General features: G+C 50.2%; 12 protein-coding genes and 1 rRNA gene. 8 read left to right on the top strand and 5 right to left on the bottom strand.

Annotated elements, in window-relative coordinates:
• Positions 1 to 36: 36 nt before the first annotated feature.
• Genes pstC through phoU form a run of 4 tightly spaced genes read left to right on the top strand, consistent with a single transcriptional unit; the run spans position 37 to position 3,279 of the window.
• Positions 37 to 969, top strand: coding sequence for a phosphate ABC transporter permease subunit PstC (gene pstC, locus NWE93_10365; protein ID MCW4000631.1), 933 nt, complete (start codon positions 37 to 39; stop codon positions 967 to 969).
• Entirely contained in the window at positions 969 to 1,844 is an 876-nt protein-coding gene (pstA, locus tag NWE93_10360; protein ID MCW4000630.1) for a phosphate ABC transporter permease PstA, read from the top strand. Before pstC ends, pstA begins: the two co-directional genes overlap by 1 nt.
• A 7-nt stretch (positions 1,845 to 1,851) precedes the next feature.
• Entirely contained in the window at positions 1,852 to 2,619 is a 768-nt protein-coding gene (gene pstB, locus NWE93_10355) for a phosphate ABC transporter ATP-binding protein PstB (protein ID MCW4000629.1), read from the top strand.
• 15 nt (positions 2,620 to 2,634) lie between these two features.
• Positions 2,635 to 3,279, top strand: coding sequence for a phosphate signaling complex protein PhoU (phoU, locus tag NWE93_10350; GenBank protein MCW4000628.1), 645 nt, complete (start codon positions 2,635 to 2,637; stop codon positions 3,277 to 3,279).
• A 177-nt stretch (positions 3,280 to 3,456) separates the two neighbouring features.
• Here the strand turns inward: phoU and NWE93_10345 are convergent, their stop codons facing one another.
• Genes NWE93_10345 through ppk1 form a run of 3 tightly spaced genes read right to left on the bottom strand, consistent with a single transcriptional unit; the run spans position 3,457 to position 9,444 of the window.
• Positions 3,457 to 5,037, bottom strand: coding sequence for a Ppx/GppA family phosphatase (locus NWE93_10345; GenBank protein ID MCW4000627.1), 1,581 nt, complete (start codon positions 5,035 to 5,037; stop codon positions 3,457 to 3,459).
• Entirely contained in the window at positions 5,022 to 7,334 is a 2,313-nt protein-coding gene (locus tag NWE93_10340) for a YfcE family phosphodiesterase (GenBank protein ID MCW4000626.1), read from the bottom strand. Before NWE93_10340 ends, NWE93_10345 begins: the two co-directional genes overlap by 16 nt.
• Complete coding sequence (ppk1, locus tag NWE93_10335) at positions 7,306 to 9,444, bottom strand: polyphosphate kinase 1 (protein MCW4000625.1); 2,139 nt, start codon at positions 9,442 to 9,444, stop codon at positions 7,306 to 7,308. The genes NWE93_10340 and ppk1 overlap by 29 nt, the downstream gene beginning before the upstream one ends.
• A 318-nt stretch (positions 9,445 to 9,762) precedes the next feature.
• Between ppk1 and NWE93_10330 the strand changes: the two genes are divergently transcribed.
• On the top strand, positions 9,763 to 10,227 hold the full coding sequence (locus NWE93_10330; GenBank protein MCW4000624.1) for a hypothetical protein: 465 nt from the start codon (positions 9,763 to 9,765) through the stop codon (positions 10,225 to 10,227).
• On the opposite strand, the gene NWE93_10325 is transcribed toward NWE93_10330, so the two are convergent.
• The gene (locus tag NWE93_10325; GenBank protein MCW4000623.1) at positions 10,224 to 10,769 is read right to left on the bottom strand and encodes a class IV adenylate cyclase; all 546 of its coding nucleotides are present in this window, start codon (positions 10,767 to 10,769) and stop codon (positions 10,224 to 10,226) included. The genes NWE93_10330 and NWE93_10325 overlap by 4 nt on opposite strands.
• A gap of 478 nt (positions 10,770 to 11,247) precedes the next feature.
• On the opposite strand from NWE93_10325, the gene NWE93_10320 reads away from it, so the two are divergent.
• The 3 genes from NWE93_10320 to NWE93_10310 all read left to right on the top strand — a co-directional run bounded on the left by NWE93_10320 (position 11,248) and on the right by NWE93_10310 (position 14,566).
• Entirely contained in the window at positions 11,248 to 11,949 is a 702-nt protein-coding gene (locus NWE93_10320; GenBank protein ID MCW4000622.1) for a glycosyltransferase family 2 protein, read from the top strand.
• A gap of 294 nt (positions 11,950 to 12,243) precedes the next feature.
• The gene (locus NWE93_10315; GenBank protein MCW4000621.1) at positions 12,244 to 13,722 is read left to right on the top strand and encodes a hypothetical protein; all 1,479 of its coding nucleotides are present in this window, start codon (positions 12,244 to 12,246) and stop codon (positions 13,720 to 13,722) included.
• Between the two features lie 679 nt (positions 13,723 to 14,401).
• Positions 14,402 to 14,566, top strand: a complete 165-nt coding sequence (locus tag NWE93_10310) for a hypothetical protein (protein ID MCW4000620.1) — start codon at positions 14,402 to 14,404, stop codon at positions 14,564 to 14,566.
• A gap of 181 nt (positions 14,567 to 14,747) precedes the next feature.
• Here NWE93_10310 and NWE93_10305 read toward each other — a convergent pair.
• Positions 14,748 to 14,795: ribosomal RNA gene (locus tag NWE93_10305) — 16S ribosomal RNA — on the bottom strand; the annotation flags it as partial.

Raw genomic sequence — 14,795 nt, 5'->3', positions numbered from 1 at the left:
TTTTTTCCTAAAAAATATTAATTCGGGCAGATTAGCATGAGAAAGCTAACGGGCGATAATTCTTTCAAAATCGTAACAGCAATCATCGCCGCATCCGCAGCAATCATCCTAATCCTTAACGCTTACGTACTAGTCACGGGCTCCACGCTGGTATTCGAAAGCGAGGGCTTCGGCTTCTTAACGGGGGTAAACTGGAACCCCGGCATATCCTCCTTTGGCGTGCTCCCCTATATCCTGGGCACCCTCATCACTTCGGGTCTGGCACTGCTGATAGGTGTGCCGCTTAGCTTAGGCATCGCCATCTTCATCGTGGAGATGGCTCCAAAATTCGTGCGGGTTCCCTTCTCATACCTCGTTGAGATGCTGGCCGCTGTCCCCAGCGTAATCTATGGTCTTTGGGGCCTGTTTGTTCTACGTTTCTGGGTGTTAGACTACATCGAGATACCCCTCAACACCTACCTGGGCTGGATACCGCTCTTCAGCGGAACCCCCATAGGACTGGATTTCTTCACCGCAGGGTTAATCCTTGCCATAATGATTATCCCCACAGTTGCCTCGGTCTCCAGAGAAGTCATCAGCGCCGTCCCCGGCTCGATACGGGAAGCCGCCTACAGTATAGGCGCCACAAAATGGGAAGTTATCCGCCACTGGGTCATCAGCTATGGACGCTCAGGCATCTTTGGAGCCGTAATCTTGGGTTTAGGCCGAGCTGTAGGCGAAACCATGGCGGTAACCATGGTTATAGGCAACGCCACGGGCCCCAGCGCTATGCCCACCTCGCTTTTTCAGGCAGGCCAAACGTTGCCATCTTTGATCGCTAACGGCTTTTTCGATTCACAAACTCCACTTCAAAGCTCCGCCTACATCGGCGCGGGGCTGGTTTTGCTTCTAATCAGCCTTGTCATCAACGTCTTAGCGCATGTTATGGTGACTCGGGTGCTGAAAATTAAGGGAGGCGCAATCGAGTAATGCTGGAAGGTTTGCTGCAGAAACTAAGCTTCAACAACTACCGCCTCCGCAAATTCAAAAACAAGTTCTTCTACGTCCTCTGCCTCATCTGCGTCTTAATCGCCATAGTGCCCCTGCTCAGCATACTCTTTGAAGTCATAGTGCGCGGCGCCCCCGTCATAAACTGGCAATTCCTAACTGGAAACGGCTTGCAGGGCGGCATCGGCCCCGCCATTCAGGGAACACTGATTCTAATCGGCTTAACCAGCCTCATCGGTATCCCCGTCGGCGTTCTTTCAGGCGTGTACCTTGCCGAGTACGGAAACAACAAATTCGCCACTTGGATGCGGTCCGCCAACGACATATTAACAGAGTTTCCCTCCATAATCGTAGGCATCACTGCATACAGCTTAATCGTCGTCGGCGTTCTCATACACACAGGCTTCTCCCCGCTTGCCGGAGCCGTCGCATTATCCTTCATGCTTATCCCCATCGTGGCCCGAACAACCGAGGAATCCCTCAAATTGGTCCCTAACAGCGTACGCGAAGCCTCTATGGCGCTGGGTATACATCGGTGGCGAACCATCCTAAGCGTGGTTTTACCCTCCGCAAAAGGGGGCTTAATCACCGGCACCCTGCTTGCCATCGCCCGCATAGCCGGCGAAACCGCCCCGATTCTCCTGACGATTCTTGGCAGCAGCTTCTACTTCCAGAGCTTAAGCGCGCCGATGGATGCGCTGCCCCTTAGAATTTTCCTCGATTCACGGTTGCCCTCGGCGGCGTCGCAGGCGCAGGCGTGGGGTGCATCTTTGATATTGATCTTAATAGTTTTAGCGCTCAACATAGGCGTCCGCCTACTCAGCAGAGGCAGATACCGCGGCGGAGCTTCAAGGTGAAAAATGAATGGAAAATGAAAACATAAAAATGCAAAGCATAAACCTCAACGCATGGTTTGGTCCAAAACAGGCACTTAAAGACATCAACCTGCCCATAAAATCAAACGCTGTCACAGCAATCATTGGGCCATCCGGATGCGGAAAATCCACTTTCATCCGCACCCTCAACCGAATGCATGAGTTAGTGCCCACAGCCAAGCTTACCGGGCAGATAACACTCGACGGCGAAGACATCTACGGCGCAAACGTTGACCCCGTGATGATTCGTCGCCGCGTAGGCATGGTCTTCCAGAAACCCAACCCCTTCCCAACGATGTCAATCTACGATAACGTCGCAGCCGGCCTCAAATTAACTGGTTCGCGGAAGGGCAGAAACCTCGACGAGGTAGTCAAGAAGAGCCTAGAGCAGGCTACACTCTGGGAAGAAGTTAAAGACGACTTAAAGAAGCCTGGAACCAGCATCTCCGGGGGGCAGCAGCAGCGGCTCTGCATCGCCCGCGCGATTGCCCTGCAGCCTGAGGTTATCTTGATGGATGAGCCAACCTCCGCTTTGGATCCCATTGCGTCGGCTAAGATTGAGCGGCTGGTCGTTGAGCTTAAAAAGAACTACACCGTCGCCATTGTTACCCATAACATGCAGCAGGCCTCGCGTGTCTCCGATTACACGGCGTTTATGTATCTGGGGTCGCTGATCGAGTTTGGCCCCACCGCAGAGATTTTTGAGTCACCTAAAAACAAGCTTACAGAGAAGTATATAACAGGGGAGTTCGGATAAAACATGACCTTGAATATGAGCAGAATAATCGACCGAGGATTAGAAGAACAGTCAGCTTTGCTTAGCCGCATGGGAGAGTTAACCTACGATACCCTTTCCCTTTCAATCTATGGCTACTTAGACGGCAGAAGCGTCCATAGCCAAGTTAAAGAAATGTCGGATATGCTCGTTGCCATGGCCGGTAAAGCAGAAGACAAAACCTTCGAGTTAATCGCCCGTTTCCAACCCGTCGCATCGGACCTGCGCGCCATAAAATCCTACATGAAAATAGCCAACGACTTCGCCAGGTACGCCCGCTACGCCCTGGACATATCCAGCTTAAACGATCAGCTTGGCGGCTTAAAACCCACCGATGAAGCAACCAAAGATTACTTAGCCAGCATGAGCGATAAAGTGCTTTTCATGGTGAAGACAAGCGTTGATTCCCTGCGGAAACACGACGTCGCCCTCGCCCGAACCATCACGCCCCCCGAACGCGAAGTGGACAAGATGTACCTTGAATTCCTCAACCGATTAACCAGCCAAGAGCAAGCCGACAGCAAATTCGTTATATCCAGCATACTTGTCACGCGTTACCTTGAACGCATCGCCGACCACGCCGTCTACATCTGCGAATCCGTCATCTACATCGTTTCCGGCGAAAAACTAAGCCTCGGCTAAAGGCAACCAAACGGTGCTTGTTCTGCTTGTGGGTTGCTCCACAACCTGTTTGCAATGTGCCCTCAAGCCCGTTGCTAATATGCGTTGTTTTCTACAATCCGCGGGTTGTTGTTGTGTAAAGAGGGGTCTCCCACAACAACAACTATACAAAAACCGTCCTGAAGATTTGACCTGCCGCTACAGGTTGGGGGTTACTATGCATTGGGCCTGCAGTTCCGCATCGAAGGCTTCAAAAAACGCCTGCCGATTCTGATTCACGCTCCACTCCTCCAAGCTGCAATCCGTATCCGAATAAAACCGAAGCAGCACCAAGCCCTTGCCTTCCCGGGCAAACTCCGCCTTCTTCACCAGATTGCAGTGGCTGCGATCCAGCTTCTCAGCGAAACGCAGAAAAGTCGAACCCACCACCACCGCCAACCTGCCTGCCTCATCGAGTCCCTCGGCTTTAAGCGCCTTCTTTGAGGGCAGCTTCTTGCGGTGGAAGCGAGCGATGTTTGCGATAATCTGGATTTCATGGGCATCAAACCCAGGCAACCCAGCGTTACTGATGATATAGTGCGAATGCTGATGATGATTGTTAAAGGAAAGGAAATCCCCCACGTCATGCAACGTTGCAGCGTAACCCAGCATTTCGCGTTCACGCTGCCCCAGATCATGGAGCCCTATCTGTTTTGCACTATCAAAAAGCTGCAGAGCCAACGCCGCCACGGTCTCCGAGTGCTTCTCATCAAAATTACAGGACCTGCCCAAACTCAGCACGCTTCGATCCCGCATCGGTGTCCTTTGGAGTTCGCGGAAGCCCTCGAAGTTAGAGAGGTACTCTACCAGTAAGCCGTCGCGGAGTTCACGGTGGCTAATGTGGATTTCCTCCAAGCCGAATTCCTCCATGATGGCTTCGATTACAGCTGCGCCTGCAATAATGATGTCTGCTCGATCAGGGTTAATCGCTGGGACGCTTCGTCTGTCCTCCAGCGGCAGCCAGCAGAGTGCAGTGGCGACTTTTTTGAGGTTTTTCTTGGTCAGCACCAGTTCACCGTTGCTGTTGCTTTTCTTGAACAGTTTGTTAGAGATTTCCGCCAGGTTAATCATGGTTCCAGAGGAGCCATATGCCAGTCTTACGCCGTACTCTAAAACTCGGGGTTTAACCGCCCTTATTTCATCGGCGGCGTAGGCTTTGATTTTCTTGTAAACTTCCTCTTTTATGGGTCCACGCCAGCCTTCCCCTATGAACTGCGAGGTAAGCCTGATTGCCCCCAGCTGGAGGCTTTGAACGTAGGAGCATTCATACTGGTCGCCGATAGCTATCTCGGTGCTGCCGCCGCCTAAATCGATAAACAGCGCTTTTTCGTCCCCGATGTCTATGCCGCTTGAAACCCCAAGGCAAATAAGCTTAGCTTCATCCTCGCCTGAAATGACGTTAACGTTGATTCCGGTTTCCCGGTAGAGCCTCTGGAGAAATTCCTCTTGGTTTTTGGCTTCCCTAATCGCCGAGGTCCCCACAGCGATGATCTCCGATGCACCATAAGTTCGGGCGAGGTCCGCGAATTTGCCGCAGACGAAGATGGCGCGTTCCATCGCCTCGGGTTTTAGGATGCCGTCTTTGAATTCCTGCTCGCCCAGCCGCACCACCTCTTTTTCCTGGCTGATGGTTGTGTATGAAAAGTTGGGGTTAATCCTCACCACCAACAGGCGCAACGCATTTGTGCCAATGTCTACAAAACCAACCACGTACCCCGCGGCTTTCACGGTTGTTTCCATTCCAGCACCATTTTCCTGTTAAACACTTTTTCAAACAAATCTTTCTTCTTATTAAAAGCCTGCTGCTCCAAGGCCAGTTCTGACTTGGAAAAACATTCCACCGTCACCCTTTTCGCAGCAACCCTGATGCCCAGTAGCTTAACGGCGGATTCATGGGAGTAATCTAAGCTGTCGGCGACCCGCAAAATACTTGCAAGAACACATATTTTTTGGATGGTTCGGCTGCCCTGGCCGCAAAGCAGGTACTGGCCCCGCTTGGGTAAGCCTCCACGGTGGTATTTGGCTAAGGCTGCGATTATGCGTCTGTCCTTAGATGTGATAGGCAGCGAGGTGTCGTTTAAGATGATTTCAGCGGTATTCTTGTTATGTTTGCCGCCTTCCACTGACAAGCCGATGTCATGGAGGATTGAGGCGCATTCCAGCCAGCAGCGCTCACGGCTGCCCAGCCGATGCAGAGTCGACAACCCATCGAACAGCGCCAACGCAAGATTAGTCACCTGCAGATAATGCTCCACATCAGGCCAACGCATCTTCGAATACTCCTCGCAGGCAGCCACCGTTTCTCTGCAGTTTTCAGCAAAGGCTTTCTCTCTGCCCCTGTCCCGCTTCATCACCTCATCAAGAGATACTCCACGCAGCAGCATCTGCGCATAGGTCTCCGGCAACCCTTCCAGTCGCAGAGCCATAGCAGCCGCTTTGACGGGGTAACTGAGCCGAATCAACTCTGCTTTGAAAGGGTTAAAATCCAGTAATGCATAGGCGGCCTGTGGGTTTCCATCATCGGGTCTTCCCACGCTCCCCGGATTCAGAAAAACCACGTTGCCAGCGGACCGCTGAAACTGCCTGTGACTATGTCCAACCAACACGACGTCTGCGCCGGCGAGGTCAGCTAACTCTTTTAGTCCTTCCTCAGGGATGTCAGGGTAGATGTGTTCGTCGATGGATCGGGGGCTTCCATGCGTAACCAGCAGCTTCTTATCCGCCGCCTGCAACCTCAGCTCATGCGGCAGCATCTCCAGATAGCTTCTGGCGCCCCCGGAGAGAGCCTTTTGGGCATATTTGAATGCCAGCCGCTTTTCGCCTTTAGCATCACTTCTATCCTCCAGCACCTCCAAGTCATAATTGCCCAGAATAGAGAGGACACCTTTTCGGCAAAGCAACTCCACCACCTCATTTGGGCAGGCGCCATAGCCGATGGAGTCCCCTACGTTAACAAAAACCGTTACGCCCCGCTTGTGGGCATCCTCCAGCACAGATTCAAGCGCATGCAGATTCGCATGAATATCCGAGAGAACAGCGATTCTAACCCTCTGGTGCTTCAATTTTTCCCCCGCCATAGCCTCGGCGCCTGACAAAACAATGAGGCTGACGGTTTTTCTAAGCTGAGCAAAGAAGCCCGTGCGGCAGCACTGGTTCCAGAGCTTCACGAAGTTGCCGTAATACCCGCTTCTTCTGTTTTGCAGGTAGTCTGAGAAGTTGTTAAGTGCCAGCTTGAATGGGGCTTTGGCAGATTTAGGGCTGTTTTTCTTGAGCGCTTGCACGTATTGGAGCCAAACGATGCTGTCGTGGAGTTCTCCGAGTTCATCCTGAAAATTCTTTATCATGTCAATTTCTTTTTCTAGCTTATCGGGGTAGAGGGAGGCAAAGAACTCCATGGTGTAGCGGAGCCTTTTGGCTCTAATCCGCATTTGATGATGCTGCTGATCTGCGCCCTCGACGTGGACGTATTTCTGCATAGAGAGGAATTCGTCGAGTCTAACGGATATGTGCCAATGCGCTTTCTCCACAACAGAAGCCGAACCCAAGCTTAGACTGGGCTGATCTGACAGTGCCTGCCCGCAGACGCCCCGGATTTCCTCCAATGTCCCCGCCTCTTTAAGCTCCTTTAGGCCCTCTTCCACGTTGCCCTGAACGCTTCGTCGGCGGCTCCTGTGGCTTTTAAGCAGCTGCTTCATCGCGGCTTGCTCCGCCGGCGAAGACAGCTTTTCTATATACTGCTCCAGGAAGGCAATTTGCACATCAAGGTCTCGGGCGCTGGAAAGCAACTTTGTAACCTGCTTAACGTCGCATTTCCATGCCTTGAACTGTTTCTTGGCAAAGCAATCCTGGAAAACAGGGAGCGCCGCTCTAAGCCGCCGTGAGGCAACGCGGGTTTTATGGACGTATTCGATGTCCTCGTCGGCGATGACTCCCTCGATTAGCTCCATGAAGCCGTCAGTGAGTTTTAGGATGGTTTCTGCGCCGAACCTACAGTACAGATCGTCTGCGCTACACGGGGTTGTATTCGGTGTGTTCATGCCAGACGCCTCTGTTTTGGATTAGCCAGAACTGCGAGTTGATGTTGGCTTCACCGGGTTTTGCGGTGACCCGCTGGTAGGTGCCGTCGCATAGGAGCCTGCGGGCTTTAACGTTATCATGCAGGTGAATTTTGAGCATATGCTCAAGGATGGCTTGGCGGTTTTTGGGGTCGGGAACGCTAAAGAGCACCTCCACGCGCTCGTTTAGGTTCCTAAACATCAAATCTGAGCTGCCGATTAGCACTTCGCTGTCGGGGCCATGTTGGAAGTAGTAGATGCGGGCATGCTCCAAAAAACGCCCCACAATCGAAATCACAGAGATGTTCTCGCTTACCCCGGGGATGCCCGGTTTTAGGCAGCAGAGCGCCCGCACGTTAAGGTCGATTTTAATTCCCGCCATCGAGGCACAGTAGAGGGCTTTGATTATGTCTTTCTCTTCAAGGTTATTGAGTTTAAACGCCAAATACCCGCAGCCGGTTTGCTTATGAAACTCAATTTCCCGTTCGATACGCTTAAGAATCTCGTTTTTAAGGGATTTAGGCGCCACCAGCAAATGCTTAAAGTCCTTTTCCTGTAAGCCATTGATGAGTATGCCGAAAAGCTCCTCGAGCTCGACGCCGACGTCATGTCTAGCGGTCAGGTAGCCGATGTCGCCGTAGATTCTTGCGGTCACCGCGTTGTAGTTGCCTGAGCCAACATGCGAGTAGCGGGCCAGCCCCTGCTTTTCTCTGCGTACAATCAAGCAGAGTTTAGCGTGGACTTTAAGGTTGGGGAAATTATAGACTGCTTCAACCCCCGCCTCTTTAAGGCGAGTTACAAGCAGAATGTTGTTTTCCTCGTCGAACTTGGCTTTTAACTCGACGATGGCTGTGACTTGTTTGCCGTTTCGGGCGGCCTCGATGAGGGCATCTACCACCGGTGATTTAGCATCCATACGGTACATAGTTATGCAGATGCGTTCCACCCCGTGGTCCCGCGCGGCTTCCTTGAGTAAATCCACAATTACCTCAAAGCCGTCATAGGGATGATACAGCACGATGTCATGTTTAGTGATTGTTTGAAAAAGGCTCTTTTCGGGCGTAAGCAGCGGCGTGATGGAGGGCAGGAAAGTTTTGTCTTTAAGGTCAGGCCGAGATATTTTATGCAGCTGCCACAGGTCCACGAGTCCAAGGGGGCCATTAAACTCGTAGATTAAGTAATCCGGCAACCCCAACCGTGTCGCTAAGGCATCTCTTAGGGTCTGGGGCATGTCTTTGCTGTATTCAAGGCGGCTGGGGAACCCTGTTTTGCGTTTAGTGAGTCCCTTCTTGATTGAGGAGAGGAAATCTGAGGATTCATTCATGAGTATTTCGATTTCACCGTTCCGGGTCAGCCTAAACGGGTACGCGGCAAGATGCATTTGATTAGCAAAAACCAGGTCCAGATTGGCTGCTACCAGATCCTCTAAGAAAACAAACTCATGTTGAATGTTTAGTTTCTGCCTAAAACTGGACTGGGGAACCTCAATGAGTCGACCATACTGCTCCGTGGGTAAATCAACTATGCAGAAGCCGCCGCCTTCAAAGCCGCCCACACAGAGGGACACATGGAGATTCTCGATGTCGTTTGCCTCCCAGTTTTGCCTATAAACCTTCACTGCAGGCAAAATCGATGAGGCAAACAGGCTTCGCAGCGACTCTTTTTTGGTTTCCGCTAACTCGCTGAATTTGCAGACCAAGATGTCTTCCTTTGCCAACGCAGGCAATAATTCGTTGTTCCAGCAGTCTGCGTGTTTCTCGATTAGGGGCAATATTTCTCTGCGGGTAGCGTTGATTTGCTCAGTGGGGGTCATGCCGTCCATGGTGCGTTCTTCAGAGCCCCGGTTGATTTTTTTAAGCAGTCGTGCTGCCCGGGTCATGAAGAATTCGTCGAGGTTGCTGCCGCAGATGGCTAAAAACTTGATTCGTTCCAGCAGCGGATTCCATTCGTCGTCGCGTGCCTCTTCAAGGATGCGGGCGTTGAAGCGAATCCAGCTGACTTCGCGGTTGATGTAGTAGCTGGGGTTATCCAGCGTCTTGTCTATAGCGAGGGCGCTGTTTTTTTCTGAATCACAGAAGGAGGCAGTTACCAAGAGCTAAATACCAGCCGTTATCCACTTCGCGTGGTCTCTGAGCAATAATTATGGAGTACGCCGCTTATCAATGAATCTGTCATAAACGGCAACTTGTGCTTAGCGTTTCTGCTTAGCTGGTGTTTGGTGGCTGTTGATGTTGATGGGTTTGTGGACTTGGAAGGTTTCGTATTCGAAAAGCAAGACTGGTTTATGCATGCCATGTCACTGAGTCGTTTATGATGGTTTTGTCTTTTAAGGGCTTTGAAAATAGTCTTTATAGTCTATATATTTGATATATAGCAATGAATAAATTTAGCAAGCAACCACCTATAAACCATGAATTCGATTACTCTTAAAGAAAAAGGCTTTGGCGACTTCGTCCCCCTTAAGGCACTCACCTTCGCCCACTTGCCCCCCAACAAAGCCAGCGTCATAGTCTTAGCCGACAGCACCCTCACCGACAAACCAACCTCCGACATACTCTACATCGGCAAAACTAAAAAACCCGCAAAACGCGTCTTCGCAGGCTACCTCTGCGGCGTCGGCGGAAAAGCCACCCGAAAAATCAACGCCCGCCTCCTCAACGACAGCTACCTGGAAAGAGTCTCACTCAGTTACCTGCTAACCGACACCCCCAAAGTCACCCAGAAAGAGCTGCTGGAAAGCTTCAAGAAAGAACACGGCGAATACCCCGCGTGGAATGTCACCAAAAAAGACGTGGCCCCAACCAAACCTGCGCCTAAAGCCGCCGCTGCAGTGCATACTCGGCCTCGGCGCAAAGCAGCAAAAACCAAGTCTTAACCGCTTTTTTCTTGTTTGTGCTTTTTGTTGAAATAGTAGTCTACTAGCTGGCTGGTTGACCAAGGCAAGCAATCTTTAGGCTGGTAACCTAAAAGGCCAGCGTATCTGTGTATGTTCTCCACGGTGCCTTCTATCTCCAGGAATTCTGGGATAAAACCGTAGTCGCTGCTGTAACGGTCGATGTCAAAGTGAACTCCATCAAGCCGATAGCTAACCCGGTGCTTCTGCATCTGCCCGGTTACGGTTAACCCGAGGCATTGAAGAATAGCTAGTGCGGAGTCGTAGTCTGACACCTCCAGGTTTGTTTCGTCGGCTTCCTTAACGGCTTGGGCAGCCTTGATTTTCTTGTAGGTTACCTCTGTTTTCTGCTGCATTCTTCTTATCCGCAAAACATCTCCGCGTTTGCCTATTTGGCCATCGGGGAAATCTAGAAATACCGTGGTGACTTCACCGTCAAAAACCTTTTTGGCCCCCATGCCTTCAAGGGCCCCTGTGAGCTTTTGCCGGTTGACCTCTAAAATCTTCACTTCGACTTCTTTCATAAAATAAGAAGAATCGGATCTCTTAAAAAACAATCCGCCTAGCCTGAATATGAGATCGCAAGTGAACTAGGCGAGTGGAGGTACTCGGCGGCTGCTTATGGTTCATGATCTAAACCGCTGAGGGCTGAAGACTAATTTCACGGGCAGAAAGCTACCATATATATGTCTTAGATGCTATAATATTGGCTTATCAATAGTTCAAGAGATAAGTGGAGAGGGGAGGAGAAGGCAGGAAACAGCATTGGCTACCTTTGTTTTCTATCCGCTTCCATTAGGAAGGGACAGAAGACGTGTTCCCCTAAATGTCAATGTATTCAAAATTTAAAAGCGCCAATTTTTCAGCTTAACCTTACTGTAATTTCCTTAGGCAGCCAGACACTATTATGAACGCTTCAACCGCAGCCAAAAAGTCATGAAGCCACTTGCTTATGAACGAGCGACTTTTCAGTTAAACAGTTAACCCTAAGGGTGTTGGTAATTGCAGAAAACCGAAAACCCAGCATTTCCCCTAACACAAACAGTGATTGCGGCTCTAAATGAGCAAGAAGGGATAGGCCCAACAATATCTGAACTGCTTGATAATTTACCTAAGACAAAAGTTTTAGTGGTTGATGGAAAAAGCACGGATCGAACAGTTGAAATCGCTCGGGGCCTTGGAGCCCAGGTTGCTTTTCAGGATGGAAAAGGCAAAGGTGATGCCCTGGCAAAGTCATTGGAGTTCATCAATCCAGCCGTTGAATACGTGATAATTACTGACGCGGATTTCACCTATTCAAGCGAAAGAATCCCTGAAATGATACTGATGCTGGAGCATAATCCAGATGTGGGTATGGTATGTGGAAATCGGTTTAATCACCATCTCGACACAAAGGCTTTGCATAACCTCTTCAACTTCGGCAATCGACTTATAGCGTTTGTCCATAACATACTAAACGGTGTACCCCTCAGGGACCCATTAACCGGTCTTCGGGTTGTACGTGCCTCTATTATGCGGGATTGGGTCGTGAAATCGAAGGGTTTTGACATAGAAGTAGAGCTAAATCACCATGTGGAACGAAAAGGATACACGATTGCCGAAGTCGATATTCAATATCGAGAGCGATTAGGAGAAAAGAAGCTAAAGCTCAGACATGGCGCAGAAATCTTCAAGCGAATTATGCTTGAAACGATCTATAACTAAATGTGAATTGTTGCTTCCTTGCCCCAATATGCGTTAAGCATTGATCACGAATGCCTGTTACTGGAGAAATTAGCGCTCTAAAGGATTCACAAACCAGACCAACCTCAAACGACCCCACTTCGACACTAAAAAGAACTGGGCTGTTGCTTTTTAAGGAAACAATAGATGCCTATGTGGGACGTTTGCGGTTGCTTTTGGCTTAACCTCTGTTTTTCTTGAGGCAACCCTTCTTCGGCATTTGCCTTAAATCTTAGCTTACTCTAAATTAGGCTATCAACGTTTTGAGGTTAAGATTTGGGCAGAAAAATTTTTGTCACCCTACTCTCGCTGATAGTATTGCTTGTTCCATCGATAGCTTTGATGGAAGATTCCGTATCAGCGCAAACCTCCCGACTTATCCACGTAGAAGCAACCTACACAAACCCTTTTCCCCCGCAAAGCAACATCGTCACCAACGGCGACTTTGAAGCGGCCCCTGCAACCAACACCCTTGGCAACTGGCAGGTCATCGCCTCCGACTTAAACCACAAAGGCACAATTGCCCAAACAAAAGATGCCCACGCAGGCAGCTACAGCGGCGCCTTCACCGCAACCGCCAACCCATCCGGCGGCGGTTTTGTAGCGCTTTCCGAATCAACGTTATATTGGGCAATCGGCCAAACCTACACTTTAACATTCTACTACAAGAGCAACCTAAGCAGCTGCTACGCCGAGGTATTCTGCAAGAGCACACAGGCAACAGCGGGAAATGACCTTGCATCATGGTCCAGCAGCCTTGCCCCGACAAACGTTTGGACTTCGGCGACGTTAACGTTTGGGCCAATCCCCGATGGAACAGTCGATGTGCAGATACATTTTGGTCCACCGACGGGCATCACTGGAACCCTCTTGATTGATGATGTATCCACTGGTTTCTCGACCAAGCCCCAATCATCCACGGCCCCTTCGCCTGCCCCAACAGCGAATCCAACCCAGAACAGCGCTGTAAATCCAACACCTGACTCATCCACGGCGGCTACATCAAGCACGGGCCCCGCGGCTTCCACCACAAGTGGCCCCAAAGTAACCGGCGACCCAACCGGCAACCCCGCATACTCAGACCAACCTGCAGTGCCAGAACTAACACCCCTCGCAATAATCTCCGCGTTGCTTGCCGTAACCGTCTTGGCGGCTATTAGCAGAATGAAAAGAAACCGCAGCACACCACTGAAGGTTTCCATTGCCGCCGGGCTTTTGATTGCGGTTTTGCTGTTTCCAGCTGTCGCCTATCAAACCGTTGGGCAGGAGACCTTAGTGGCGTCTGCAGCGCCGACTGTTGCTTACTCGCTTTGGTTCACCAACGGCACAGCGTTCCCCACAGGAGGCGCTAACAGCAACGGCTACGTCATCGGCGGCCCCTTCCTTAACGTCGGCGGCATCCACGCCATCGCCAGCGGATATGGCAGCTCCGCAGATAAAACCTGCAGTATAGTGGTGCTACGAAACGACGGCGATGTCCCCATTAACGTGGCTTTAACGCTTCGAAATGCCAAGGCACCCTCAAACATCCAGATTCAGATGCACTACTTTTTCCTCAACAACCAGACCTATCAGCCATATAGCAATGAATGGATGGGCAAAGGCAACGTAGGCCAAAACCCGCTTGCCCCCGGTCAGGTTATGTGGCTGGCCATAACGGTTTCGCTGGGCCAAACAAACGTTCCCTTAACTGGGACACCCAACTACGATTTCAGCTACAGTTTCGATATAGAAGTGGCAGCTGCCCAAGCATAATCACTGTCAACAAGAGGGTTGCCGCTGTTAAAAGAAGGGTGGGCATCCCCAAAACTTGAGGCTAAAAAAATCAAGATGTGGCTAACATCATTAAGACTTCACTGCTTTCCCGTTATTGCCTCTAACTGCTAATACTAATAGAATAAAGTTACCTACCAAAGCAATCCAAAACAAAATAAATGCATAGTTTGGCATCGGAATGTAGGTTGCGATCACTGACCCGCCGTCTGTTGTAGGCATTGTAACCATTTGGAAGGGGCCCCACACATTAATTGTGGTTTTTCCGTTGAAGTAATCCCAAATATACCAGTTTGCAGCAATAAAACCTAAACTAACAAGAACATCAAAGCTAATTACTAGAATTAAGAAGTCTCTTTTATCGATTTTTTATCCCCCACAGGTCAAGCATTTTTAATTTAGGTTTAGATTAAAATAGTTATTCGAAAACGATCCGCTTGGCGGCTTTTTTGGTCACCATCAACCAGGTTGAGAGAATTTTGTTTCTTCGCTAAGCGCTGCAGGAAATCGCCTTGGCAGCAATCGGCTGATTGTGAAAAGATTCGATTAATCGGCGCGGCGATTTAAGAAAAAAGAGTTTCCGAGAAGCCGCGGAAATGTTTGCAGCCAAGAAAACCCTCATGCAGAGAGGAAACGGTTTCTCCTTTTTATAAGGGGAGGGATGGCTACCCAGAGCAAGCAAACGCAGCTCCCAGAGATGCAGAGCAGCCAACGGCAAACAACCAAAAATAAAGCAACCCCCGCCACACCCAACCAACAAACCCCCACAAACAACCACAAATGCAAAAAAATCAGCTGCACACCCCAACAATCGCTGAGCCTATAAATAGAGGGGGGTATAGCTACAGCAAGCAACAGACAACAGAGGGCATCTCTGATAAAACAAATAAAATGAAAAAAAGAAACCCAGTTTGCTCAGCTACTTGGTTGCTATTAGGGGGCTTTGACGTATAGCCATGTTATGTTCTCCTTGCTCCTCCAGTTAAAGCAGCGAATGCTGTTTTCTTAGGAGGTGATCCGGCCGCAGGTTCCCCTACGGCCACCTTGTTACGACT

This window comes from Candidatus Bathyarchaeota archaeon, from assembly GCA_026014735.1.
In the GTDB taxonomy this organism is placed as follows: domain Archaea; phylum Thermoproteota; class Bathyarchaeia; order Bathyarchaeales; family Bathycorpusculaceae; genus Bathycorpusculum.
Note: the sequence above shows the minus strand (reverse complement) of the source record. Positions and strands in the feature narration are given on the sequence as shown.